Here is a 26,380-nt window from a genome sequence, read left to right as displayed (position 1 = left end):
CGCCCCACTCGCATGCGAATTCAGAAAAAACCCGCCCTGCTTGCCGCCCTTCTGATCGTTCTGGCAGCGCTGGGCCTGTGGTACGCCATCAAGCCCGCTACCCCCAAACTGACCGCGCCCTCTGCGATCCCCGTTCGGGTAGTGAACGTCGTCGAAAAAGATGTCCCCCGCTACGTCAGCGGCATCGGCTCGGTGCTGTCGCTGCACAGCGTGGTAGTGCGTCCGCAAATCGACGGCATCCTCACCAGGATCCTGGTCAAGGAAGGTCAACTGGTGAACAAAGGTGACCTGCTCGCCACCATCGACGACCGCTCGATCCGCGCCAGCCTCGATCAGGTCCGGGCGCAACTCGGCGAAAGCCAGGCGCAGCTGCAAGTCGCGCAGGTCAACCTCAAACGTTACAAGCTGCTGAGCGTGGACGACGGCGTATCCAAACAGACTTATGACCAGCAACAGGCGTTGGTCAACCAACTTAAAGCTACCGCCCAAGGCAATCAGGCCTCGATCGACGCCGCTCAGGTGCAGCTCTCCTACACACAGATTCGCTCTCCGGTCACCGGTCGAGTCGGTATTCGCACGGTGGATGAAGGCAACTTCCTGCGCATGACCGACGCCAAAGGCCTGTTCACGGTGACCCAGATCGACCCGATCGCCGTGGAGTTCTCCCTGCCACAGCACATGCTGCCGACCCTGCAGGGTCTGATCGGCGACCCACAACGTGCAAAAGTGAAGGCCTACATCGGCGCCTACACCGACGGCGAAACCGGCAATCTGCTCGGCGAAGGTCATTTGACCCTGATCGACAACCAGATCAACGCCAACACCGGGACCATCCGCGCCAAGGCTGAATTCGACAACCACGGGCAGAAGCTCTGGCCGGGCCTGCTGGTGACGGTAAAGATTCAGACGGCGCTGGATAAAGATGCGCTGGTGGTGCCACCCACTGTCGTACAACGCGGGCTCGATCAACATTTCGTCTACCGGGTCAACGGCGACAAGGTCGAAGCCGTTCAGGTGCAGATGGTTTATCAAGGCAGCGGCCAGGACCTCATCAAAGGCGTGAAACCGGGCGATGTGCTGGTCAGCGACGGCCAGTCGCGGCTCAAACCTGGCTCGACCGTGCAGGTAGTGACCGACCCACCGCAAGTGGTGCAATCGGAGCCGAAACCATGAAAGGACATGGCTCGGTTTCAGCGTGGTGCATCGATCACCCGGTGGCGACGATCCTGCTGACCTTTGCCTTGGTGTTGCTCGGTGTCATCGCTTTTCCGCGGTTGCCGATTGCACCACTGCCGGAAGCGGAGTTCCCGACCATCCAGGTGGCCGCGCAACTGCCCGGCGCCAACCCCGAAACCATGGCTTCGTCGGTGGCCACGCCGCTTGAAGTGCAATTCAGCGCCATCCCCGGCGTGACCCAGATGACCTCGAGCAGCGCCTTGGGCTCGACCATTCTGACCCTGCAATTCACCCTCGACAAAAGCATCGACACCGCCGCGCAGGAAGTTCAGGCCGCGATTAACACCGCCGCCGGCAAACTGCCCAAAGACATGCCAAACCTGCCGAACTGGCGGAAGGTCAACCCGGCCGACAGTCCGGTGCTGATCCTAAGCATCAACTCGCCGCAAATGCCCGGCACCGAAGTCAGTGACCTGGTGGAAACCCTGCTCGCCCGTCAGATCAGCCAGATCGACGGCGTAGGCAATATCAACATCACCGGTCAGCAACGTCCGGCGATCCGCGTGCAGGCCTCGGCGGACAAACTCGCCGCCATCGGCCTGACCCTGGCGGACATTCGCCTGGCGATCCAGCAGACCAGCCTCAACCTGGCCAAGGGTGCGTTGTACGGCGAGTCGAGCATTTCGACCTTGTCCACCAACGACCAATTGTTCCACCCCCAGGAATACGGTCAGCTGATTGTTTCCTACAAGGACGGCGCACCGGTTCATCTCAAGGATGTGGCCAAAGTCGTCAACGGTTCGGAAGATGCCTACATCCAGGCCTGGGCTGACGGTCAGCCGGGGGTGAACCTGGTGATTTTCCGGCAACCGGGGGCCAACATCGTCGCAACCGTGGACCGTATTCAAGCAGCCTTGCCGACGCTGGAGGCCATGCTGCCAGCCTCGGTGCAGGTCAAAGTGTTGGTCGATCGCACCCAGACCATCCGCGCTTCGTTGCATGAAGTGGAAGTCACCCTGCTGATCGCGATCCTGCTGGTGGTGGCGGTGATGGCGCTGTTCCTGCGGCAGTTGTCGGCGACCCTGATCGTCACGTCTGTGCTCGGTGTGTCGCTGATCGCCAGTTTTGCCCTGATGTACATCATGGGTTTCAGCCTGAACAACCTGACACTGGTGGCGATCGTGGTGTCCGTCGGGTTTGTGGTGGACGATGCGATTGTGGTGGTGGAAAACATTCACCGTCACCTGGAAGCCGGCGACGGCATGCGCGAGGCGGCGATCAAAGGTGCCGGCGAGATCGGTTTTACCGTGGTCTCGATCAGCTTCTCGCTGGTGGCGGCGTTCATTCCGCTGCTGTTCATGGGCGGCGTGGTCGGGCGGCTGTTCAAGGAATTCGCCCTGACCGCCACCTCGACCATCATGATTTCCGTGGTGGTGTCCCTGACGCTGGCGCCGACTCTGGCCGCGCTATTCATGCGCGCACCGGTGCATCACGCCCACGGCAAACCGGGTTTCGGCGAACGCTTGCTGGCGCTGTATGAGAAAGGCTTGCGCCGCGCCCTCGCCCATCAGAAATTGATGATCGGTGTGTTCGGCCTGTCCCTCGGCCTGGCGGTCGCCGGTTACATCTTCATCCCTAAAGGTTTCTTCCCGGTGCAGGACACCGGGTTCGTCCTCGGCACCACCGAAGCAGCGGCTGATATTTCCTACGGCGACATGGTGAAAAAACACCTGGCGATGGCCGAGATCGTCGCCGCCGATCCCGCCGTCGAGACGTTCTCCCATTCGGTCGGCGTTTCGGGCAGCAACCAGACCATCGCCAACGGCCGCTTCTGGATCTCCCTGAAAATACGCGGTGACCGCGATGTGTCCGCCAGCGAGTTCATCGACCGGATTCGCCCGCAATTGATGAAAGTCCCGGGCATCGTGCTGTACCTGCGCGCCGGGCAAGACATCAACCTCAGCTCCGGCCCGAGCCGCGCGCAGTACCAATACGTGCTCAAGAGCAACGACGGCGCGATCCTCAGCACCTGGACCCAGCGCCTGACGGAAAAACTGCGCGCCAACCCGGCGTTCCGTGACATTTCCAACGACCTGCAACTGGGTGGCAGCATCACCCACATCAGCATCGACCGCAGCGCCGCCGCGCGTTTTGGCCTGACCGCGAGTGATGTCGACGAAGCGTTGTACGACGCCTTCGGTCAGCGGCAGATCAATGAATTCCAGACCCAGACCAACCAGTACAACGTGATTCTGGAACTGGACACCCAGCAGCGCGGCAAGGCCGAAAGCCTCAACTATTTCTACCTGCGCTCGCCGCTGAGCGGGGAAATGGTGCCGCTGTCGGCCCTGGCGAAATTCGATGCGCCAACCATCGGCCCGTTGTCCATCGCTCACGACGGGATGTTCCCGGCGGCTAACCTGTCGTTCAACCTGGCGCCCGGCGTCGCGTTGGGTGATGCGGTGATCATGCTCGATCAAACCAAGACCGACATCGGCATGCCGACAGCCATCAGCGGTAATTTCCAGGGCGCGGCCCAGGCGTTCCAGAGTTCGCTGGCCAGCCAGCCTTGGCTGATTCTGGCGGCGCTAGTGGCGGTGTACATCATTCTTGGCGTGCTCTACGAGAGCTTCGTGCATCCGCTGACTATCATCTCGACGCTGCCGTCGGCGGGGCTTGGCGCGGTGATCATGTTGTGGATTTGCGGGCAGGACTTTTCGATCATGGCGCTGATCGGGCTGGTGTTGCTGATCGGCATCGTCAAGAAGAACGGCATCCTGATGATCGACTTTGCGCTGGACGCCCAACGTAACCGTGGCTTGCCTCCCGAAGCGGCGATCTTTGAGGCGTGTATCACACGATTCCGGCCAATCATCATGACCACCCTCGCCGCCCTGCTCGGCGCGCTGCCGCTGATGCTCGGCTACGGCACTGGCGCCGAATTGCGCCAGCCCTTGGGGATCGCGGTCGTCGGCGGCTTGCTGGTGAGCCAGGCGCTGACGCTGTTCACCACGCCGGTCATATACTTGTGGCTTGAGCGGCTATTCCACAGGCCCAAACCTGCGCCCGTACCGGCGTTGGCGACCACAGACTGAGGCGGGGTCATGCGCGTTCTGATTATCGAAGACGAAGAAAAAACCGCGGACTATCTGCACCGCGGCCTGACGGAACAGGGTTACACCGTGGACCTTGCGCGCGACGGCATCGAAGGTCTGCACCTGGCGCTGGAAAGCGACTACGCGGTGATCGTCCTCGACGTCATGCTGCCGAGCCTCGACGGCTTCGGCGTTTTGCGCGCCTTGCGTGCGCGCAAGCAAACCCCGGTGATCATGCTCACCGCCCGCGAGCGTGTGGAAGATCGCATCAAAGGCCTGCGCGACGGTGCCGACGATTACCTCGGCAAACCGTTTTCCTTTCTCGAACTGGTGGCACGCCTGCAAGCGCTGACCCGTCGCAGCGGCGGTCACGAACCGGTGCAGGTGAGCATCGCCGACCTATGGATAGATTTGATCAGCCGCAAAGCCAGCCGCGCCGGCACGCGCCTGGACCTGACCGCCAAGGAGTTCTCGCTGCTCAGCGTACTGGCCCGCCGTCAGGGTGAAATCCTGTCGAAAACCGCCATCGCCGAAATGGTCTGGGACATCAATTTCGACAGCGACGCCAACGTCGTCGAAGTCGCGATCAAACGCTTGCGCGCCAAGCTCGACGGGCCGTTCGAAGAGAAACTGCTGCACACGATTCGTGGCATGGGTTATGTGCTGGAGAGCCGTAGTGTCCAGTAATTCGATTGCGCTGCGCCTCAGCGGGATGTTCACGCTGGTGGCGCTTTTGGTGTTTTTGTTGATCGGCTGGGCGTTGTATCAGCAGGTCGATAAAGGCTTGGGTTTGCTGCCGGAAGCTGAACTGGACGCGCGTTACAGCGTGCTCGAATCCACCGTCGGCCGTTACGGCACGCCCGAGCATTGGGTGAAGATCAACAACAAACTCAAGCTGCTCGGAGAAGAAGACAAACGCATCAGCTTCTGGATCATCAGCGGTGATCCGCACTACGAATATGGCAACCTGACGCCGCAGATCCGCGCCTTTGCCGAAGGCCCGCTGGGCATGCGCGACATGCAATTGCCGGATCAGTCTTATCCACTGAAGGTGCTGGTCAGCCAGTTCCCGGCCAAGGATCAACGCCCGCCGTTGCGCTTCATGATCGGTATCGACACCGAGACGTTTCTGCAGACTCAACATCATCTGCTGATCGCCCTGATCAGCCTGGCAATCATCGGCGTATTGCTGGCGTCGGCCCTCGGTTATTGGGTGGCGCGGATCGGCCTCAAGCCGCTGATCAAATTGTCCCGGGAAGCCCAGCGATTGGCCCCACCGCTGTTGTCCGGTCGCCTGCAATTGTCGCCGCTGCCACCGGAACTGAATCAGTTCGTCAACTCGTTCAACTCGACACTGGAGCGGGTCGAACAGGCTTACTCGCGCCTTGAGTCGTTCAACGCGGACGTGGCCCACGAACTGCGTTCGCCCCTGACCAATCTGATCGGCCAGACCCAGGTTGCGCTGACCCGCGGGCGATCCGCCGAACACTATTTTGAAGTGCTGCAATCGAACCTCGAAGAGCTTGAGCGACTGCGCTCGATCATCAACGACATGCTGTTTCTCGCCAGCGCGGACCAGGGCAGCAAAGCCACCAAACTGACCTCCACCTCGCTGGCCGATGAAGTGGCGACGACGTTGGAGTACCTGGATTTCATTCTTGAAGACGCGCAGGTTCAGGTGCAGGTCAGTGGTGACGCGCAGGTGCGGATCGAGATCGCTCACCTGCGCCGGGCGTTGATTAATCTGCTAAGCAATGCGGTGCAGCACACCGAGCCTGGGCAGGTGATTGAGGTGCGAATCGAGGCTGAGGAGCATCAGGTGAGCATCGGGGTTGCGAACCCTGGGTCACCGATTGCCAGCGAGCATTTGCCGAGGTTGTTTGAGCGTTTTTATCGGGTCGATGCGTCGCGCAGCAACAGTGGTAACAACCATGGGTTGGGATTGGCGATCGTCAAGGCGATTGCGCTGATGCATGGCGGGGATGTGTTTGTGCGCAGTGATCAGGGGATAAATACGTTTGGGATTCACCTCCCCGTCTGATCCAACCCGGCCCACCTGGTGAAAGGGCTTTCGTGGCGAGGGGACTTGTACCTGTTGGGCTGCGAAGCGGCTCCAAAAATCTATAGCGTTACCGAAATCTTGCCAGCGCTACGCACTGGAACGGGGACAAGTCCCCTCGCCACTAAAGCCCCTTCACCACAGAAGTCCCCTCAGCCCAGCCAAACCTCGCACTGCGTCTGCAATGGGCGACCAACCGTGGCGGCAACGGCTACGGCGCGCCGGATCAGGACGCCGATGAATACCGTGTGATCGTCGACTACCCGCTCAATGTCTTCTAAGCTTCAATAAGCAAAAGGCCAGCATGTTTTGCTGGCCTTTTTTTTATCCGAGATTTATACAGGCGCTCCGAACGCAAACGGTTTCTGGGATTCTGCCCGAGTCTTGCAAAACACTTTCATAACGCCTCATTAGCAGAAGTCAGAACCATGAGTGTGAGCAGTGCAACATCTCACCATCCGATCCGGTCGACGCGGTCGGAGCGGCTTCTGGTTCTCGGCAGTTTGCTGCTGGTGATTGCGATATTGAGCATCGTGGCATTCCTGCTCATTCGCGAACGCGCCAATGCTGAACAATCTGCCACTCGCGCAGCAACCAATATCGTGCAATTGATCGACGCCGACGTGCTACGCAACGTCGAACTCTATGACCTGTCCTTGCTCGGCTTGATCGCAGCCTCGCAGCGTGAAGACCTCAAGAACGTTTCCCCTGCCATCCGCCATCTGGCCTTGTTTGACCGCGCCACTGCCGCGCCGTACAAGGGCGACATTTTGTTGCTGGACAACAAGGGCGACGTGATCGCCGACTCGGCCTCGGTGGAGCCCAGAAAGGGCAATTTTGCCGACCGCGAATACTTTCAGTCGCACGTAACCAATCGTGATCCGGGCATGCTCATCAGCCGTCCCTTCCGTTCCAGACAGGCTGAACATGAATGGCGAATCAGCTTCAGTCGCCGGATCAGCGGCTCACAGGGCGAATTTCTTGGCGTAGCCGAAGCCGCCATGCGTTTGAGTTATTTCGATCAGCTGTTCAACAGCTTGAGCATCGGTCGTGACAGCTCGGTCAACCTGATCAGCTCGGACGGGATACTTCTGGCTCAGGAACCCCGATTGGCCGAAGAGCTGATTGGCAAGGACTTCAGCAGCCGCCCCAACTTCCAGCGCATCGTCAAAGAAGGCAACGGCAGCTTCACCGGTGTTTCAAGCCGCTACAAGGACAAACGCCTGTACACGTTCTCCAAGGTGGGCAACTTGCCGTTGATCGTCATCGTTGCACTGTCCACTGATGAAGTATTTGCATCGTGGAAGCGTACGACGGTGGTGGTTAGCGTTGCGACTCTTGCGCTGTGCATCAGCTTGCTCTGGCTGACCTGGCTGCTCAGCCGGGAACTGCGCCTGCGCCACAACGCCGAACAGGAGCTGGCGCAACTGGCGGCCACCGATGCCTTGACCGGCCTGGCCAACCGCCGAACGCTGGATCAGGTCTTGCGTCATGAGTGGTTCCGCGCTCAACGTTCGGGCCAGCCATTGTCGCTGCTGATGATTGATGCCGACCACTTCAAGGCGTTTAACGATCGCCATGGGCATCAGGCTGGCGATGATGCGTTGCGCTCGTTGGCCAAGGTGATCTCCGACAATGTGCGGCGCCCAGCGGATTTGGTCGCCCGTTACGGTGGCGAAGAGTTTTCGGTGATTCTCGCGGAAACCGACAGCCAGGGTGCGCAACAGATTGCCGAACACATCCGTGCGACAGTGGAGCAATTGCCGCTGGTAGCAGGTGCCGAGTCACCCATTACTGTCAGTATCGGTATCAGCACCTGGACCACCTCCGCTGAGATCAGTCTGGAACAGCTATTGTTTGCAGCGGACAAGGCGCTGTATCAGGCCAAGGAAGCGGGCAGGAATCGGGTGGTCGCTGCAGATTGAAGATTTGTGTTGTGACGGATGGCCTCTTCGCGGGCAAGCCTCGCTCCTACGGGGTATACGTAACCCTTGTGGGAGCGAGCGGTGCGGCGATCCGACTTGCCCGCGAAGGGGCCATCACCAACACCGCATCACTTTCCCGCGGTCATAAAAAAAGGCCACCCGAAGGTAGCCTTTAAAAAACTAGAGAGGTTTTTTACTTACACGGCCGCAACTGGACGCATGTAAGAGATCGGTGCAGTGCTGGCGTCTTCGAAAGTCACGACTTCCCAAGCATCTGTCTGCTCAATCAACTTGCGCAGCAGCTGGTTGTTCAATGCATGTCCGGACTTGAAGCCCTTGAACTCACCAATCAGGCTATTGCCCAGCAGGTAGAGGTCACCAATTGCATCGAGGATCTTGTGCTTCACGAACTCGTCTTCATAGCGAAGCCCGTCTTCGTTCAGTACACCATCCGCGTCGACCACAATAGCGTTTTCAACGCTGCCGCCGAGTGCGAGGTTGTGCTTGCGCAGGTACTCGATATCACTCATGAAACCAAAGGTACGGGCGCGGCTGACTTCTTTAACGAACGAAGTACTGGAAAAATCCACGCTTGCACTTTGTGTGCGGTCACGGAAAACCGGGTGATCGAAATCGATCTCGAAGCTCACTTTGAAACCTTCGAAAGGGACGAAAGTGGCGCGCTTGTCGCCATCTTCCACTGTCACTTCCCGCAGGATCCGGATGAACTTCTTGGCAGCGTCCTGTTCTTCCAGGCCGGCCGATTGGATCAGGAATACGAAAGGTCCAGCGCTACCATCCATGATCGGAACTTCAGACGCGGAGAGCTCGACGTAGGCGTTATCGATGCCCAGGCCAGCCATGGCCGAGAGCAAGTGCTCCACCGTATCCACTTTGGTGTCACCACTGACCAATGTGGTCGACATCGTGGTTTCACCAACGTTTTCCGCGCGGGCAGGAATCTGCACCACAGGGTCGAGATCGGCACGAACAAACACAATGCCGGTGTCGATAGGTGCGGGCTTGAGGGTCAGGTATACCTTTTCCCCGGAGTGCAGGCCTACACCTGTAGCACGGATAATATTTTTCAGTGTGCGTTGTTTAATCATGGCTTGGGCCGCTTCAGCGCAAATTGCGAACTGGTATCAACAAAGGCTGGCGATGATAGCAGACCAGACCTTTGCTGAACACCAATCACCTTCATAGCCCTGATACATTCCATTAATCGGCCTGACGACGCAGGAAAGCCGGAATGTCCAGGTAGTCCAGATCATCTTGCGGATTCATCTTCGCGGCAGTCGCAGCACCGGCCTGAGCCTGGTTGCGCATGACGGTCGGACGGTCCAGGTCACGATAGTTTACCGCTGGCGCTTCCTGACGCGAAGGCGCTTGTTGCTGCGGTTGCGAAGCCACGGACGTGTGCATGGTGTTGTCGATGACCTTTACAGGCTTCTCGATTTTCGCGCCCAGGCCGGTGGCAACCACGGTTACGTGCAGCTCGTCGCGCATGTCCGGATCAATAACGGTACCGACCTTGACCATCGCGTGTTCGGAAGCAAAGGCTTCGATGATGCTACCCACGTCGGAGTACTCACCCAGTGACAGGTCAGGACCGGCGGTGATGTTCACCAGGATGCCGCGCGCACCTTGCAGGTTCACGTCTTCCAGCAACGGGTTGCGAATGGCCGCTTCGGTGGCCTCACGTGCACGGTTCGGACCGCTGGCGCAGCCAGTGCCCATCATCGCCATGCCCATTTCGCTCATCACGGTCCGTACGTCGGCAAAATCGACGTTGATCATGCCCGGACGCTTGATGATGTCGGAGATACCGCGAACGGCACCGGCCAGTACATCGTCGGCCTTGGCGAATGCGGACAGCAGGCTTGCGTCCTTGCCAAGGATGGTCAGCAGCTTCTCGTTGGGAATGGTGATCAACGAGTCGACGCTTTCAGACAGCAGACGGATGCCTTCATCGGCGATCTGCATGCGCTTGCGGCCTTCGAACGGGAACGGACGAGTCACCACCGCAACGGTGAGAATTCCCATTTCCTTGGCCACTTCAGCAATGATCGGCGCAGCACCGGTACCGGTACCACCGCCCATGCCAGTGGTGATGAACACCATATTGGTGCCCTGCAGGACTTCGGCAATGCGCTCACGATCTTCGAGAGCGGCCTGACGACCTACTTCAGGGTTGGCGCCAGCGCCGAGACCTTTGGTCACGCCGGTGCCCAGTTGCAGGATGGTCCGCGCGCCGATGCTTTTCAGCGCCTGGGCATCAGTGTTGGCGCAGATGAATTCAACGCCTTCAATGTTGCTCTTGACCATGTGATTGACGGCGTTGCCGCCGCCTCCGCCAACACCGATAACTTTAATAACCGGGCTTGCGGGGATGTTGTCTACGAGTTCGAACATTTTCCCTCTCCTTTCATTTCTCTAGTTTTTTCGCCTACTGCCTGTATCTACAACGGTGCTGCGGTAAATCTTCAGAAGTTGCCTTGTACCCAGCTCTTGAAGCGATCGAGCAAGGCGACTTTCGGTTCTTCATTGCTGTAGCTGTCGCGGCTGCTGATGCCCGAGAACGAAATCCCGTCGGACTGCTTCTGCAGGCCGTACATCAACAGGCCAACACCAGTGGAATAAATCGGGTTACGAACCACGTCGTCCAGGCCCTTGACGCCATGCGGCACGCCCAGGCGGACCGGCATGTGGAAGATTTCTTCGGCCAGTTCGACCGCGCCTTCCATCTTCGACGTACCACCGGTCAGCACGATGCCGGCCGGGATCAGGTCTTCGTAGCCACTGCGACGCAGTTCGGCCTGGATCAGCGTGAACAGCTCGTCGTAACGCGGCTCGACAACTTCGGCCAGGGCCTGACGGGACAGCTCGCGCGGTGGACGGTCGCCAACGCTTGGGACCTTGATGGTTTCACCGGCACCGGCCAGTTTGGCCAGGGCGCAGGCGTAGCGAATCTTGATTTCTTCGGCGTACTGGGTCGGAGTGCGCAACGCCATGGCGATGTCGTTGGTCACTTGATCGCCCGCAATCGGGATCACCGCGGTGTGACGGATCGCGCCTTCGGTGAAGATCGCGATGTCGGTGGTGCCACCACCGATGTCCACCAGGCACACGCCCAGCTCTTTCTCGTCGTCGGTCAGGACCGAATACGCGGAAGCAAGCTGCTCGAGAATGATGTCGTCGATTTCCAGGCCGCAGCGGCGCACGCATTTTTCAATGTTCTGTGCGGCGTTGACGGCGCAGGTGACCACGTGAACCTTGGCCTCCAGACGTACGCCCGACATGCCCAGAGGCTCGCGAACGCCCTCCTGGTTATCGATCACGTAATCCTGCGGCAGGGTGTGCAGCACGCGCTGGTCAGCCGGGATCGCTACAGCCTGAGCGGCGTCGAGCACGCGCTCAAGGTCGGCGGCGCTGACTTCGCGATCACGAATCGCCACGATGCCGTGGGAGTTCAGGCTGCGGATATGATTGCCAGCCACGCCGACGAACGCCGAGTGAATGCGGCAACCAGCCATCAGCTGCGCCTCTTCGATCGCACGCTGGATCGATTGCACGGTGGACTCGATGTTCACCACCACGCCTTTCTTCAGGCCACGGGATGGATGGGTACCGATCCCGACGATTTCCAGCGTGCCGTCGTCCGAAACCTCGCCGACCAGCGCCACCACCTTGGAGGTGCCGATATCGAGACCGACGATCATTTTGCCGCTTTGCACGTTTGCCATGGTCCTGCCTCTTCTTAATTCTTCGCGACAGCGGGTTGGGCTGTCGTGGGCGCTACAGGTTCCCGCCAGCCAACAGCGAGGCCGTTGGCGTAGCGCAGATCGATGCGCGCAATGTTCGTAATCTGTTCTTTAAGCGTCTTGTCATAGATGGCAATGAAGCGGCGCATCTTTTCCAGCAGGTTGCCGCGTCCCAGCAACAGTTCGATTCCCGGGCCCGCGCTGCCGGCGCCGGTAGTCAGGAACCAGCTGCCTCGATCACGCAACTCCAGGCGTGCGATCGAGAAGCCCAACGGCCTGAGCATCTGGCTCAGCACCTGGTATTGCTGCATCACTTGCTGTTGGGCCCGTTGTGGGCCGAACAGCTGTGGCAAGTGTTCGTAATTCGCCAGCTCACGCGGGGTGAACGCCTGACCCTGGTTGTTCAACAGCGACTCATCGCCCCAACGGGCCACCGGCAGTTGTTCTTCCAGGCGGATCACCACTTGATCCGGCCACACCCGACGCACTTCGGCGTGGGCAATCCAGGGCATCGTTTCAAGCTCGGTGCGCATGCTCGCCAGGTCGATGGTGAAGAAGCTCGACGCCACGTACGGGGCGATCCGCTGCTGCACCGCTTGCTGGCTGATGTAACTCAAGTCGCCCTGCACGTTGATCTTGGTGATCGGCCGATCGGCGTACGGCAGCAAACGCTGTGCGCCTTCGTAAGTGCCGAAACCCAGTGCGACCAGCAGCACCGGCCAGAACACGGATTTCAGAAATCCAAAATTGGCTTTCGGCAGGCGCGCAGACATTGGCTCTTTGGCCACCATTCGGCTGGCACCCCGCGGTACCGGCTTGCGGCCGGGTGGTGCGGAGGGCTGATGTCTCAGCTGTGCGCCTTGCATGCTCTTAACCTCGCGGCTCAATGCTTGCGGCCAGAATCGCCAGAACCAGTTGCTGGAAATCCAGACCGGCAGCACGAGCCGCCATCGGCACCAGACTGTGATCGGTCATGCCCGGTGCGGTATTGACTTCCAGGAACCAGAACTGCCCGTCGGCGTCCTGCATCACGTCAGCCCTGCCCCAACCGGCGATACCCAGCGCCTCACAGGCTTTCGCCGTGAGGTCCATCAGTTCTTTTTCTTTGCTGCTGTCCAGGCCACACGGAATCCGGTACTGGGTATCGGAAGCCACGTACTTGGCGTCGTAGTCGTAGAAACTGTGCGTTGTGCCCAGGGCGATCGGTGGCAACACCTGGTCACGCAGGGTGGCGATGGTGAACTCCGGACCTTGAATCCATTGCTCGACCAACACTTGCGAATCGTAGGTACTGGCCGCTTTCCACGCGTCGATCAACTCCGACGTGGAGGTCACTTTGGCCATCCCGATACTTGAACCTTCATGGGCCGGTTTGACGATCAAAGGGAAGCCCAGTTCCGTCGCCGCCGAAATACAATCGGCCTCGGAGCTCAGTACGGCATGGCGTGGCGTCGGAATACCGAGGCTGTGCCAGACCTGTTTGGTCCGCAGCTTGTCCATGGCCAGCGCGGAAGCAAGAATGCCGCTGCCGGTGTACGGAATACCCAGGCATTCCAGCAAGCCCTGCATGCTGCCGTCTTCACCGCCACGACCGTGGAGAATGATGAAGGCGCGATCGATTTTTTCGTTCAGCAGACGCTGCAAAAGATCATCGCCCACGTCGAGACCAAACGCGTCCACACCGGCGCTTAGCAGCGCGTCGAGAACCGCGTTACCGGACTTGAGAGAAACCTCCCGCTCGGCACTCTTGCCGCCGAAGAGCACGGCGACGCGGCCGAAATCTTTCGGCGCAAGAGTGGAGACGAGGTTGGCGTAAGCAGCAGTCATTTCAACTTCCCCACACTCGGCGCAGCAACGGCGCCTGCGAACAACGGACTTTTCAACAGTTTCGGCGCAAGACCACCGATGTCACCGGCGCCCTGGCACAACAGGATGTCGCCAGCACGCAGCAGCGGCTTGACGATGGGCGCGAGGTCAACACCGCGCTCGATGTAGATCGGGTCGAGCTGACCGCGCTGACGAATGCTGTTGCACAGCTTGCGGCTGTCGGCACCGGGGATCGGTTCTTCACCGGCCGGGTAGACTTCCATCAGCAGCAGAACGTTGGCGTCGGCCAATACATTGACGAAATCGTCGTACAGGTCGCGGGTGCGGCTGTAACGGTGCGGCTGGTAGACCATCACCAGACGGCGTTCCGGCCAACCACCGCGCACGGCTTTGATTACTGCCGCGACTTCGGTCGGGTGGTGACCGTAGTCGTCGACCAGCATCACGCTGCCACCTTCTACCGGCAGTTCGCCGTAGACCTGGAAGCGTCGGCCCACACCCTGGAACCCGGACAGCCCCTGGACAATGGCTTCATCGCTGACGCCTTCATCGGTGGCGATGCAGATGGTTGCCAGTGCGTTCAACACGTTGTGGTTGCCCGGCATGTTCACCGAGACATCCAGCGGATCGCGATCAGGACGCAGCACGGTGAAGAAGGTCTGCATGCCCTGCTGGCGCACATTGATTGCGCGTACATCGCAGTCGTCGCCGAAGCCGTAAGTGACGGTCGGACGTTTCACCTGCGGCAGGATTTCACGCACCACCGGATCGTCCAGGCACACCACCGCCAGACCGTAGAACGGTAGGTTGTGGAGGAACTCGACGAAGGTTTTCTTCAGTTTGTTGAAGTCACCGCCGTAGGTCGCCATGTGGTCGGCGTCGATGTTGGTGACCACGGCCACCAGCGGCTGCAAGTGCAGGAAGCTCGCATCGCTTTCGTCGGCTTCGGCGATCAGGTAACGGCTGGTGCCGAGCTGGGCATTGGTGCCCGCGGCATTCAGCCGGCCACCGATGACGAATGTCGGATCGAGCCCACCGGCGGCAAACACCGAAGCGATCAGGCTGGTGGTGGTGGTTTTGCCATGGGTACCGGCGACGGCGATGCCGTGGCGGTAGCGCATCAGCTCAGCCAGCATTTCAGCGCGTGGCACTACCGGAATGCGAAGTTCCAGAGCGGTGGCGACTTCCGGGTTGGAGGTGTTCACGGCACTGGAGGTGACCAGCACATCGGCGGTCGCGGCGTTCTCGGCGCGGTGGCCGATAAAGATCTGGGCGCCGAAGGACTCGAGACGCTCGGTCACCGGCGAAGCTTTCAGGTCGGAACCGGACACTTCATAGCCCAGGTTCAGCAACACTTCGGCAATGCCGCACATGCCCACGCCGCCGATTCCGACGAAGTGGATGCGACGGATGCGGCGCATTTCCGGTTGCGGCATGGCTTTCTTATTCTCAACCATGGGCCACCTCCAGGCAGGTATCGACCACGTTACGGGTTGCATCGGGTTTGGCCAGGCGGCGGGCCGCGGTCGCCATGTCGGTGAGTCGTTGTGGTTGCATCAGGACCTCTGTCAGGCGTGCGGCAAGATCCGCTGCGCCAGTCGTTCTTTGCGGCATCAGGAAGGCAGCGCCTTCACGGGCCAAATAATCGGCGTTGCGGGTCTGGTGATCGTCGATTGCGTGAGGCAAAGGCACCAGCATCGAGGGCAGACCGGCGGCGGCCAGTTCACTGATGGTCAACGCGCCTGCGCGGCACACCACCAGGTCGGCCCAGCCATAGGCTTGGGCCATGTCTTTGATGAAAGGCTGCACTTGCGCCTCGACGCCAGCTGCGCGGTAGCGCTCTGCAGTCACTTCATCGTGGTTTTTGCCGGCCTGATGAAACACTTCCGGGCGCAGGTCGGGGGCGACTTGCGACAGGGCTTCAGGCAGCAACTTGTTCAACGGTTCTGCGCCCAGGCTTCCACCCAGTATCAGCAAACGCGCCTTGCGACCGGCCAGGGCCTGTCGCGGTGACTCGAGGAACAGTTCGGTGCGCACCGGGTTACCGGTGGTCCGACGGCTGCCCGACAGGGTAAAGGTGTCGGGGAACGCTTCACAGACTCGGGCGGCCAACGGCACCAACAACCGATTGGCGGTACCGGCCACGGCGTTCTGCTCGTGAACGATCACCGGTACGCCGGCCAGTTTGGCTGCAACGCCACCAGGACCGGTCACATAACCACCAAAGCCGACGACACACACCGGCCGTAGCTGGCGAATGATCGCCCGCGCCTGCCAGATCGACTTGAGCAACATGAACGGTGCCTTGAGCAGGGACAGCTTGCTCTTGCCGCGCAGACCGCTGGCATTGATTCGATGCAGTTCAATGCCGGCCACCGGAACCAGTTCGTTCTCGATGCCGCGCGGGGTCCCGAGCCAATGCACGGTGTAACCACGGGCCTGGAATTCGCGAGCACACGCCAGCGCCGGGAACACGTGGCCACCGGTGCCGCCGGCCATGATCAATACGTTAGCGCCCATGGGTCGGCTCCTCGGCGAAGTCGCTCTCATGGAACTCCATCTCTTCGCTGCCCAAGTGGGTTCGACTTTCCCATTCGATGCGCAGCAACAAACCAAGACAGGCACAACAGATCACCAACGAGCTACCGCCGTAACTGAGGAACGGCAAAGTCAGGCCTTTAGTTGGCAGCAGACCGACGTTCACCCCGATGTTGATCAGGAACTGACCAATCCACAGGAACGACAAGCCATACGCGATGTAGGCAGCGAAATATTGCTTGGCCTTCTCGGCCCAATAACCGATGTACATGCCACGGATACAAACAAAGACGAACAACGCTACCGTGCACAAAGAACCCACGGCACCCAGCTCTTCGGCCAGGACCGAGAACACGAAGTCGGTGTGAGCTTCCGGCAGGTAGAACTGTTTCTGCACGCTGTTGCCCAGGCCAACGCCCAGCCATTCGCCGCGACCAAAAGCGATCAACGCTTGAGACAACTGATAGCCGGCACCGAACTGGTCGGCCCACGGATCCGCGAAGTTGGTCAGACGCGCCATTCGATACGGCTGCACTTGAATCAGCAACACCACCGCCGCGACCGCCAGGACAACCATCAGGGAAAAACGGAACAGCCCGACTCCGCCGAGGAACAGCATCGCCGCAGCAGCCCCCATCATCACGACGGTGGCGCCGAAGTCCGGTTCCATCAGCAACAGACCCGCCATTGGCAGCAGGACGATGAACGGCTTGAAGAAGCCCATCCAGCTTTCACGCACTTCTTTCTGGCGACGCACCAGGTAACCGGCCAGGTAAATAACGACAAATACCTTGGCGATCTCGGAAGGCTGAACGTTGAAGAAACTGAAGCCGATCCAGCGCATCGAACCGTTCACTTCTCGGCCGATCCCCGGGATGATCACCATCACCAGCAAACCGAACGCACCAATCAGCATCAGCCAGCCCAGGCGTTGCCAGGTGGCGATCGGAATCATCATGGTGACGATGCAGGCACCCAGGCCCAGCACGATGTAGATAAGGTGGCGAATCATGTAATACAGGGCACTGCCCGACTGCACCGCCGCCACTTCGGTCGATGACGATGCAATCATGACCAGCCCGAGGCCGATCAATGCCAGGCAGCCGGCGAGCATCGGGAAGTCGAGGTCGATGCCGCGCCCGGTGATGATCGGCGACGGGTACGGCTTGATGATATTCAGGAGGCTCATGCCAGATCCTCCACAGCGCGGACGAACTGGTGACCACGGTCTTCGTAGTTCTTGAACATGTCGAAACTGGCGCAGGCCGGCGACAACAACACGGCGTCGCCCGTCTCTGCGATGGCGCGGCATTGCTCGACCGCTTCGATCAGCGAGTTGACGCGAATCAGTGGCACGGCATCGCCGATGGCCTGAGCGATCAGCTCGGAGTCGCGCCCGATCAGCACCACAGCGCGGCAGTTGGCCGCCACCGGATCACGCAGGTCCTTGAACTCGGCACCCTTGCCGTCGCCACCGGCGATCAGCACGAGCTTGCCGTCGATGTCCGCGCCCAGGCCTTCGATGGCAGCCAGTGCGGCGCCGACGTTGGTAGCTTTGGAATCGTTGTAGTAGCTCACGCCATTCAGGTCACGGACCCATTGGCAACGATGCTCAAGCCCGGCAAAAGTACGCAGGCTCGACAGCATGGCGTCGAACGGCAAACCGACGGCGTGGCCCAGGGCCAATGCCGCCAGGGCGTTGGACTGGTTGTGGGCGCCGCGAATTTTCAACTCGCGCACCGGCATCAGGTTCTGGAATTCGAAGGCCAGGTACTTCTCGCCGTCCTCTTCGCGGATACCGAACGCCTTGAAATCGGGCTTGCTCAAACCGAAGGTCCAGCATGGCTGGCCTTCGCCCATCAGCGGACGGCTCAGGGCATCCTGACGGTTGACCACAAACTGCTTCGCACCCCGGAAGATCCGGTGCTTGGCCAGGTGATAGGCCGGCAGACCGCTGTAGCGGTCCATGTGGTCTTCGCTGACGTTGAGCACGGTCGCCACTTCGGCGTTGAGCTGATCGGTGGTTTCGAGTTGGAAGCTCGACAGTTCCATCACGTACAGCTCGACGTCGTCGCTGAGCAGGTCCAGCGCCGGCGTGCCGAGGTTGCCACCGACGGCGACACGCTTGCCGGCCGCTGCGGCCATCTCGCCCACCAATGTGGTGACGGTGCTTTTCGCGTTGGAACCGCTGATGGCAACAATCGGCGCCTTCGCATTACGCGCGAACAGCTCGATGTCGCCGGACAATTTCACGCCACGGGCGGCGGCAGCCTGCAGGGCCGGGGTCGCCAGCGCCAGGCCGGGACTCACGTAGAGCTCGTCGGCGCGGCACAAGAATTCGACGTCCAGCTCGCCACAACGCACTTCCACGTGCGGATAGTCACGCTTGAGCGTGGCCAGTTCCGGTGGATTTTCCCGCGTATCGGCGACAGCAAACGACGTGCCCCGGTTCGCCAGGAAGCGAACCAGGGACATGCCGCTCTTGCCGAGGCCGACAACGATGCGGAAGTGGTCAGAAGCGATCAGAGACACTCGTTCTACCTCAGCTTCAGGGTGGCAAGGCCAACCAGCACGAGAATCACGGTGATGATCCAGAAGCGGACGATCACGCGTGGCTCGGGCCAGCCCTTGAGTTCAAAGTGGTGGTGAATCGGTGCCATGCGGAACACACGGCGACCGGTGAGCTTAAAGGAAGCAACCTGGATGACGACGGACAGGGTCTCCATCACGAACACGCCGCCCATGATGAACAGGACGATTTCCTGACGGACGATCACCGCGATGGTGCCCAGTGCCGCGCCCAGCGCCAGTGCGCCGACGTCGCCCATGAACACCTGAGCCGGATAGGTGTTGAACCAGAGGAACCCGAGGCCCGCGCCGATCAAGGCGCCGCAGAACACGATCAACTCACCTGCGCCCGGCACATACGGAATCAGCAGGTATTCAGCAAACTTCACGTTACCCGACAGGTAGCAGAAAATGCCCAACCCGCCGCCGACCATGACGGTGGGCATGATCGCCAGACCGTCGAGGCCGTCGGTCAGGTTGACCGCGTTGCTCGAGCCGACGATCACGAAGTAGGTCAGGACGACGAAGCCTATGCCCAGCGGAATGCTGTGGTCCTTGAGCATCGGCAGGATCAGGGTGGTTTCCACCGGTGTCGCTGCGGTCATATAAAGGAAGATCGCCGCGCCCAGGCCGAACACCGATTGCCAGAAGTACTTCCAGCGACTCGGCAAGCCACGGGAGTTCTTCTCGATCACTTTGCGGTAGTCGTCGACCCAGCCGATCGCGCCGAACAACAAGGTCACCAGCAACACGGTCCAGACATAACGGTTGCTCAGGTCAGCCCACAGCAAAGTACTGACGCCGATGGATGACAGAATCAGTGCGCCGCCCATGGTCGGGGTGCCCGATTTGGACAGGTGCGATTGTGGACCGTCGTTACGAACGGATTGACCGATCTGACGGTTCTGCAAAGTGCGGATCATCCACGGGCCAAAGCACAGCGACAAAACCAACGCGGTCAGCACACCGAGAATCCCGCGCAGGGTCAGGTACTGAAAGACAGCGAAGCCTTTGTAGAACTGTTGCAGATACTCCGCTAGCAGCAGCAGCATTAATGTTTCTCCAGGCTGGTCCCGCACAAAGCGGCGACGATGTTTTCCATCGCAGCGCTACGCGAGCCCTTGATCAAAATGGTGGTGTTAGTGTCTTGCTCGGCGCCGAGAGCCTTGATCAGTTCAGCCTGAGTGCTGAAGTGAAAGGCCTGTGGACCGAAAGCGTTCACGGCGTGAGCCATCATTGGCCCGACAGCGTAAAGCGCGGAAACCTTGCCGCGGGCGTACTCACCCACATCGCGGTGCCCCTGCTCCGCCCAATCGCCCAACTCGCCGATATCCCCGAGCACCAGAACGGTGCGGCCGGAAAAGCCGGCGAGTATATCAACGGCGGCGCACATAGAGGTGGGGTTCGCGTTGTACGTGTCATCGATTACGCGGATGCCATTGCTGGCCAGTTGCGCGACGGTGCGGCCCTTGACCGGTTGCACCGCGCCGAGGCCGGTGGCGATGCCGAACAGCGACACGCCCAGCGCATGGGCGGCTGCGGCGGCGGCCAGGGCATTGGCGACGTTATGGGTGCCGAGCAGGTTCAGTTGAACGCGCTCCATACCTTCAGGAGTGTGCAGGTTGAACGCCGGGCAACCGCGAGCGTCGCGGTCCAGATCGCTGGCGTAGAAATCGGCGCTGACATTGCTCAGGGCGAAGGTCAGCACTTTGCGACCGGCAGCGCGGGTCTTCCAGATGTCGAATGCCTTGTCGTCAAGATTGAGAACGGCGACGCCATCGGCATCCAGCCCTTCAATAATCTCGCCCTTGGCTTCAACGATTTTTTCCGGCCCGCCGAACTCGCCGACGTGGGCGGTCCCGGCGTTGTTGAGCACAGCCACATGAGGCTTGGTCATGCCGACGGTGTAGGCAATTTCGCCGAGACGCGAAGCACCCAGTTCGATCACCGCAGCGGCGTGTTCCGGTGCGAGCTCGAGCAGGGTCAGCGGAACGCCGAGATCGTTGTTCAGGTTGCCGCGGGTCGCCAACACCGGACCGCGCGTGCGCAGGATGCTGGCGAGCATTTCCTTGACCGTGGTCTTGCCGCTGGAACCGGTGATCGCTGCGACAGGGTTGGTGTAAGCCGCACGGTTCAACGCGCCGAGTTGCCCCAGCGCCTGACGAGAATCTTTCACCAACAATTGCGGCAGTGTGCTGTCGGCGACTTCGCGCTCGACCAATGCTGCTACGGCGCCTTTTGCGGCGACGTCATTGAGATAGTCATGACCATCGAAGCGCGGGCCGGTCAGGGCGATAAAGAGCTGGCCTGGTTTGATCGCGCGGCTGTCGATGCTGACACCGTCGAAGCTGGCATCGGCAGTGACCAGGCGGGCATTCAGCGCGCTGGTCAGTTCACTCAGTTTCAAGGCTTTAAGCATGGGCCACCTCCCACGCGGTCAAGGCGTGATCGGCCTCGACCAGATCGGAGAAAGCGTGACGCTGGCCGTTGATTTCCTGATAGTCCTCGTGACCTTTGCCGGCCAGCACAATCACGTCATCCGCCGAAGCGCTGGCGATCAACTGGGCAATCGCCTGGCCACGGCCAGCGACGAAGGTAACTTTATCCACAGCGGTAAAACCGGCACGGATGTCGTCGAAGATCACTGCCGGGTCTTCGGTACGCGGGTTGTCATCGGTCACCAGCACGCCGTCAGCCAGACGCTCGACCACTTCAGCCATGAGCGGACGCTTGCCGCGATCGCGATCACCACCGCAACCGAACAGGCACAGCAAACGGCCTTTGGCGTGAGGGCGCAGGGCCATCAAGACTTTTTCCAGCGCATCCGGTGTGTGGGCGTAATCGACCACCACCAGCGGCTGAGTACCGCCGCCGAGGCGCTGCATGCGACCGGCCGGGCCTTCGAGTTTCGGCAGCACGTTGAGGATTTCGTCCAGCGCGTAGTCCAAACCGAGCAAGGCACCGACCGCGGCCAGCACGTTGCTCAGGTTGAAGCGACCGAGCAAGGTGCTGCGCAGATGATGCTCACCCTGCGGCGTGACCAGCGTGGCGCGCACGCCTTCGTCGTCGAACTGCGCTTCACGGCAATAAAGGTAGGCACTGGAGTCTTCCAGGCTGTAGGTGATCAAGCGCGACTCGCGTTTATCGGCTGCCAGTTCGCGGCCGAATTCGTCGTCGAGGTTAACCACCCGGCACTTCAAATCATTCCAGGCAAACAGCTTGGCCTTGGCTTCGCCGTAGGCTTGCATGGTGCCGTGGTAATCCAGGTGATCGCGGGACAGGTTGGTCATCACCGCCACATCGAACGCCAGTGCGGTCACGCGCCCTTGATCCAGACCGTGGGAAGAAACTTCCATGGCAACGGCTTTGGCACCGGCCTTTTTCAGGTCGGCGAGGGTTGCCTGCACGGCGATCGGGTTCGGCGTGGTGTGCAAGCCGCTTTCGAGCGCGCCGTAGAAACCGGTGCCCAACGTGCCGACGATGCCGCAATGTTGGCCGAGCAAATCCAAGGCTTGCGCAACCAACTGCGTCACGCTGGTTTTGCCGTTGGTGCCGGTCACGCCGATCAGGTTCAGGTGACGACTAGGGTCACCGTAAAAACGCCCGGCGATGTCCGAGAGCTGCGCCGCCAGTCCTTTGACCGGAATCAGCGGTACATCGGTAATCGGCAATACAGTGGCGCCTTCGACTTCATACGCCACAGCGGCAGCGCCGCGTTGCAAGGCGTCGGCAATGTGCGCGCGACCGTCGAATTTGCCGCCAGGGACGGCGAGAAACAGATCGCCAGCCCGCACGTTGCGGCTGTCCAGGGTCAGTTCGCGGATCAACAGATCGCGGCCGGCGTGGGCGAAAATCTTGTTCAGACTCAGAGACATCAGCCTCGCCCTCCATTGGCTTTCAGCGGAACGACCGGTACTGCGTTCGCTTGTTGAGTAGGTGGCAGGTTGTCCGGGGTGATATTCATCAGACGCAAGGTCCCGGACATCACTTTGCTGAACACCGGCGCCGATACCAGACCACCGTAGTAGCCGGCCTTGGTCGGTTCATCGATCACCACCACGATGGCGTAGCGCGGATCGCTCATCGGGCCGAAGCCGGCGAACAGCGAGCGGTAGGAATTCTCGGCGTAGCCTTTGGTACCGACCGACGTTTTGCGCGCGGTACCCGACTTGCCGCCCACGTGATAAGCCGGCACTTGCGCACGGAATACACCGCGCGGGGCTTCGATCACTTGCTGCAGCATGGTTTGCATGGTTTTCGCGACAGCTTCCGGCAATACCTGTGTGGTTTGCGGCGCCTTGTCGGTTTTGATCAGGGTCAGCGGCGCGAGGCGACCATTGTTGGCCAGGGCCGAGAAGGCGTGGACCAACTGGATCGCAGTCACGGAAATACCGTAGCCGTAAGACAGCGTGGCGGTTTCAGCCTTGCGCCATTCGCGGTAGTTCGGCAGGTTGCCGACGCGCTCGCCCGGGAAGCCCAGGCCGGTGTCCTGGCCGAGGCCGACTTTTTGCGCCAGGCGGAAAATCGTTTCGCCGCCGATATCGAAGGCGACCTTACTCATGCCGACGTTACTGGAGTTGATCAGGATGCCGGTCAGGTCGAGCACCGGCCCTTCGCTCTTGGATACGTCCTTGATGGTGTATTTACCAATCTGCAAGGTGCCCGGGTACACCTCGACGGTATCGGTCGGCTTCCAGCGCCCGGTTTCAATCGCGGCGCTCATCGAGATCGCTTTCATCGTCGAACCCGGTTCGAACACGTCGATCATCGCGCGGTTACGCATCATCGCCGGTTGCAGGTTGCGACGGTTGTTCGGGTTGTAGGTCGGCTGGTTGACCATGGCGAGGATCTCGCCGCTCTTCACGTCCATGATCACCAGGCTGCCGGCCTTGGCGCCGTTCTCGATGATCGCGTTACGCAGTTCACGGTTGGCCAGGTATTGCAGACGCAGGTCAATGGACAACGCCAAGGGCTTTCCGGCCTTGGCGTTTTTGGTGACCTGAACATCCTTGATAAGTCGGCCACGCCGATCCTTGATCACTTGTCGCTTGCCAGGGACACCGGCCAGCCATTCGTCGTAGGCCAGCTCGACGCCTTCGCGACCGTGGTCATCGATGTCAGTAAAACCGACCATATGGGCCGTGACTTCACCGGCCGGGTAGAAACGCCGGAATTCTTCGATGCCATAAACGCCCGGCACTTTCAGATCGAGCACGGACTGGCCTTGTTCGGGGGTCAGCCCGCGCACCAGGTAAATGAATTCTTTGTTGGCCTGGGCCTCGAGACGTTCAGCCAGGGCTTTCGGGTCCTGCCCCAAGGCGGCCGCCAGTGCAGGCCACTTTTCTTTGGCCGTTTGCATTTCCTTGGCATTGGCCCAAAGGGTGGTGACTGGGGTACTCACGGCCAAAGGCTCGCCGTTACGGTCGGTGATCAGACCACGGTGAGCCGGAATAGGAATATGACGAACACTGCGCGCATCGCCCTGACCTTTAAGAAAGGCACGGTCGACTACTTGCAGATCGATAATGCGCCAGGCAATCGCCGCGACCATGACGCCGAGCAAACCCACCACCAGGCGGAACCGCCAAGGAAAGAGTGCGCCCTCGAGTTTCATCATGGCGCCACCATCTGCACTTCAGCTGCGCCAGGAATGCGCATCTTCAGTTGCTCGGTGGCCAGGACTTCGATACGGCTGTGGGCGGTCCAGGTGCTCTGTTCGAGAATCAAACGGCCCCACTCCGCTTGCGCCTTGTCGCGCACGCTCAACTCGTTGTACAGCGAATTCAGCAGCTGCCGGTTCCAGTGGGCGCTGTAGGAAACGCCGATGGCCGACACGAGCACACCAATAAACAGCAGAAACATGAAAAAGCTTCCGCCGGGAAGTGGCTTGGCGAAAAGCTTGCTCACCGCAGCTTCTCCGCGACGCGCATGACGGCGCTACGGGAGCGTGGGTTGGCTTTGAGTTCGGCCTCGGAGGCGGACTGCGCTTTGCCATGGATTTTGATGATGGGTTCGAAGGCGACGTGACGTACCGGCAGGTTGCGCGGCAAGTTGTCGGCTTCACCTTTCACCAGTTTGCGCATGAACAGTTTGACGATGCGGTCTTCCAGCGAGTGGAAGCTGATGACGACCAGACGGCCGCCGACTTCCAGGCATTCCAGAGCGGCTTCGAGGCCGGCTTCCAGATCACCCAGTTCGTTGTTGACGTGAATACGCAAGCCCTGGAACGCACGGGTCGCCGGGTTTTTGCCCTTTTCCCATGCAGGGTTGGCGACTTTCAGGACTTCAGCCAGATCGGCAGTGCGCTCGAACGGCTTTATGTCGCGACGCTCGGCCACGGCACGGGCCATGCGGCCGGAGAAACGTTCTTCGCCGTATTGCTTGAACACCCGGGCGATTTCTTCCACCGGGGCGGTGTTGACGAATTCGGCCGCGCTGATCCCGCGGGACGGGTCCATGCGCATGTCCAGCGGGCCATCATTGAGGAAACTGAAGCCGCGCTCAGGGTCGTCGAGCTGCGGCGAGGACACGCCGAGGTCGAGCAAAACGCCGCTGACCTTGCCGTCCAGACCACGTTCGGCGACTTCCGAACCGAGCTCGGCAAAGCTGCGCTGTACAACGACAAAGCGGCCGTCTTCGGCCGCTAGCGTTTGCCCGGTGGCAATCGCTTGAGGATCTTTATCGAATCCGAGTACCCGGCCATCGGGGCCGAGTTGGCTGAGGATCAACCGGCTGTGTCCGCCGCGCCCGAACGTACCGTCCAGATAGCAGCCATCAGGACGTACGGCGAGAGCCTCCACGGCTTCGTCAAGCAGTACGGTGATGTGGTTAAAGCCGCTATCAATAGTCACAGGATCAAATCACGCAGTTCATCAGGCATGGCGCCCGGTTGTTGAATGGCAGCCAGATCAGCGGCAGAAACCGCATCCCAGGCATCCTCGTCCCACAATTGGAACTTGTTCAGTTGGCCTACCAACATCGCGCGCTTATCCAACCTGGCATATTCACGAAGACGCGGCGGAACCAGAAAACGACCACTACCATCGAGCTCGAGGTCGACGGCATTACCAATCAGTAAACGTTGCAGGCGGCGGTTCTCTTCGCGAAGCGAAGGCAGTGCGCGCAGTTTGGTTTCAATAATTTCCCACTCATCGAGGGGGTAAACACACAAACACGGATCAACGGCATCAATTGTGACGATTAACTGACCAGAACTACGCGAAACGAGCTCGTCACGGTACCGGCTCGGCATAGCGAGACGGCCCTTTGCATCGAGACTGATAGCGTTAGCTCCGCGAAACACGTCAGCGTTTCTCCAAATATTAGCGTTTTGAGCTCAAAAAACCCACTTCATGCCACTTTCCGCCACTTGCGCACACTATAGGAATGCGGCCACCGCACCGTCAAGGCGCGGATTAAAGGAAAAGC

Annotated in this window: 21 protein-coding genes and 1 pseudogene; 6 read left to right on the top strand and 16 right to left on the bottom strand. The window is 60.2% G+C overall.

Annotated elements, in window-relative coordinates:
- Window positions 1-12 precede the first annotated feature (12 nt).
- From ACYZUA_RS07710 to ACYZUA_RS07685, 6 genes and pseudogenes are all read left to right on the top strand, one after another.
- Window positions 13-1,173, top strand: a complete 1,161-nt coding sequence (locus tag ACYZUA_RS07710; protein ID WP_461962625.1) for an efflux RND transporter periplasmic adaptor subunit — start codon at window positions 13-15, stop codon at window positions 1,171-1,173.
- Complete coding sequence (locus tag ACYZUA_RS07705) at window positions 1,170-4,271, top strand: multidrug efflux RND transporter permease subunit (RefSeq protein WP_461962624.1); 3,102 nt, start codon at window positions 1,170-1,172, stop codon at window positions 4,269-4,271. The genes ACYZUA_RS07710 and ACYZUA_RS07705 overlap by 4 nt, the downstream gene beginning before the upstream one ends.
- Before the next feature lie 9 nt (window positions 4,272-4,280).
- The gene (locus ACYZUA_RS07700; RefSeq protein ID WP_461962623.1) at window positions 4,281-4,958 is read left to right on the top strand and encodes a heavy metal response regulator transcription factor; all 678 of its coding nucleotides are present in this window, start codon (window positions 4,281-4,283) and stop codon (window positions 4,956-4,958) included.
- On the top strand, window positions 4,948-6,312 hold the full coding sequence (locus tag ACYZUA_RS07695) for a heavy metal sensor histidine kinase (protein WP_461962622.1): 1,365 nt from the start codon (window positions 4,948-4,950) through the stop codon (window positions 6,310-6,312). The genes ACYZUA_RS07700 and ACYZUA_RS07695 overlap by 11 nt, the downstream gene beginning before the upstream one ends.
- Window positions 6,313-6,494: 182 nt before the next feature.
- Window positions 6,495-6,611: pseudogene (locus tag ACYZUA_RS07690) on the top strand (hypothetical protein); the annotation flags it as partial.
- 147 nt (window positions 6,612-6,758) lie between these two features.
- Window positions 6,759-8,255 carry a diguanylate cyclase gene (locus ACYZUA_RS07685; RefSeq protein WP_461962621.1) on the top strand — a complete coding sequence of 499 codons (1,497 nt, stop codon included), beginning with the start codon at window positions 6,759-6,761 and terminating at the stop codon, window positions 8,253-8,255.
- A gap of 197 nt (window positions 8,256-8,452) precedes the next feature.
- On the opposite strand, the gene lpxC is transcribed toward ACYZUA_RS07685, so the two are convergent.
- The 16 genes from lpxC to mraZ all read right to left on the bottom strand — a co-directional run bounded on the left by lpxC (window position 8,453) and on the right by mraZ (window position 26,255).
- The gene (lpxC, locus tag ACYZUA_RS07680; RefSeq protein WP_095130494.1) at window positions 8,453-9,364 is read right to left on the bottom strand and encodes a UDP-3-O-acyl-N-acetylglucosamine deacetylase; all 912 of its coding nucleotides are present in this window, start codon (window positions 9,362-9,364) and stop codon (window positions 8,453-8,455) included.
- 112 nt (window positions 9,365-9,476) lie between these two features.
- Entirely contained in the window at window positions 9,477-10,670 is a 1,194-nt protein-coding gene (gene ftsZ / locus ACYZUA_RS07675) for a cell division protein FtsZ (protein ID WP_033061342.1), read from the bottom strand.
- A gap of 71 nt (window positions 10,671-10,741) precedes the next feature.
- Window positions 10,742-12,001 (bottom strand): cell division protein FtsA, encoded by a 1,260-nt coding sequence (gene ftsA / locus ACYZUA_RS07670; RefSeq protein WP_128873758.1) that lies wholly within the window; start codon window positions 11,999-12,001, stop codon window positions 10,742-10,744.
- Window positions 12,002-12,015: 14 nt separating this feature from the next.
- Complete coding sequence (locus ACYZUA_RS07665) at window positions 12,016-12,885, bottom strand: cell division protein FtsQ/DivIB (protein WP_461962620.1); 870 nt, start codon at window positions 12,883-12,885, stop codon at window positions 12,016-12,018.
- 4 nt (window positions 12,886-12,889) lie between these two features.
- On the bottom strand, window positions 12,890-13,846 hold the full coding sequence (locus ACYZUA_RS07660) for a D-alanine--D-alanine ligase (protein WP_461962619.1): 957 nt from the start codon (window positions 13,844-13,846) through the stop codon (window positions 12,890-12,892).
- Window positions 13,843-15,303, bottom strand: coding sequence for a UDP-N-acetylmuramate--L-alanine ligase (gene murC, locus ACYZUA_RS07655; RefSeq protein WP_461962618.1), 1,461 nt, complete (start codon window positions 15,301-15,303; stop codon window positions 13,843-13,845). The genes ACYZUA_RS07660 and murC overlap by 4 nt, the downstream gene beginning before the upstream one ends.
- A complete protein-coding gene (murG, locus tag ACYZUA_RS07650) occupies window positions 15,296-16,366 on the bottom strand; it encodes an undecaprenyldiphospho-muramoylpentapeptide beta-N-acetylglucosaminyltransferase (RefSeq protein ID WP_461962617.1) in 1,071 nt (356 codons plus the stop codon). Before murG ends, murC begins: the two co-directional genes overlap by 8 nt.
- Complete coding sequence (ftsW, locus tag ACYZUA_RS07645) at window positions 16,356-17,573, bottom strand: putative lipid II flippase FtsW (RefSeq protein ID WP_461962616.1); 1,218 nt, start codon at window positions 17,571-17,573, stop codon at window positions 16,356-16,358. The genes murG and ftsW overlap by 11 nt, the downstream gene beginning before the upstream one ends.
- Window positions 17,570-18,916, bottom strand: coding sequence for a UDP-N-acetylmuramoyl-L-alanine--D-glutamate ligase (gene murD / locus ACYZUA_RS07640; RefSeq protein WP_461962615.1), 1,347 nt, complete (start codon window positions 18,914-18,916; stop codon window positions 17,570-17,572). The genes ftsW and murD overlap by 4 nt, the downstream gene beginning before the upstream one ends.
- Window positions 18,917-18,921: 5 nt before the next feature.
- Window positions 18,922-20,004 (bottom strand): phospho-N-acetylmuramoyl-pentapeptide-transferase, encoded by a 1,083-nt coding sequence (gene mraY / locus ACYZUA_RS07635; RefSeq protein WP_283189080.1) that lies wholly within the window; start codon window positions 20,002-20,004, stop codon window positions 18,922-18,924.
- Window positions 20,004-21,371 (bottom strand): UDP-N-acetylmuramoyl-tripeptide--D-alanyl-D-alanine ligase, encoded by a 1,368-nt coding sequence (locus tag ACYZUA_RS07630; protein WP_461962614.1) that lies wholly within the window; start codon window positions 21,369-21,371, stop codon window positions 20,004-20,006. Before ACYZUA_RS07630 ends, mraY begins: the two co-directional genes overlap by 1 nt.
- A complete protein-coding gene (locus ACYZUA_RS07625; RefSeq protein ID WP_461962613.1) occupies window positions 21,364-22,827 on the bottom strand; it encodes a UDP-N-acetylmuramoyl-L-alanyl-D-glutamate--2,6-diaminopimelate ligase in 1,464 nt (487 codons plus the stop codon). The genes ACYZUA_RS07630 and ACYZUA_RS07625 overlap by 8 nt, the downstream gene beginning before the upstream one ends.
- Window positions 22,827-24,566 carry a peptidoglycan D,D-transpeptidase FtsI family protein gene (locus ACYZUA_RS07620; protein ID WP_461963905.1) on the bottom strand — a complete coding sequence of 580 codons (1,740 nt, stop codon included), beginning with the start codon at window positions 24,564-24,566 and terminating at the stop codon, window positions 22,827-22,829. The genes ACYZUA_RS07625 and ACYZUA_RS07620 overlap by 1 nt, the downstream gene beginning before the upstream one ends.
- Window positions 24,566-24,859 (bottom strand): cell division protein FtsL, encoded by a 294-nt coding sequence (gene ftsL, locus ACYZUA_RS07615; RefSeq protein WP_033053422.1) that lies wholly within the window; start codon window positions 24,857-24,859, stop codon window positions 24,566-24,568. Before ftsL ends, ACYZUA_RS07620 begins: the two co-directional genes overlap by 1 nt.
- Entirely contained in the window at window positions 24,856-25,803 is a 948-nt protein-coding gene (gene rsmH / locus ACYZUA_RS07610; RefSeq protein WP_046048256.1) for a 16S rRNA (cytosine(1402)-N(4))-methyltransferase RsmH, read from the bottom strand. Before rsmH ends, ftsL begins: the two co-directional genes overlap by 4 nt.
- Window positions 25,800-26,255: a division/cell wall cluster transcriptional repressor MraZ gene (gene mraZ, locus ACYZUA_RS07605; protein ID WP_008025967.1), complete on the bottom strand. Its 456-nt coding sequence runs from the start codon at window positions 26,253-26,255 to the stop codon at window positions 25,800-25,802. The genes rsmH and mraZ overlap by 4 nt, the downstream gene beginning before the upstream one ends.
- Window positions 26,256-26,380 lie beyond the last annotated feature (125 nt).

This window comes from Pseudomonas sp. LS2P72 (assembly GCF_054897865.1).
This window is presented reverse-complemented; position numbering and strand designations above follow the sequence as displayed.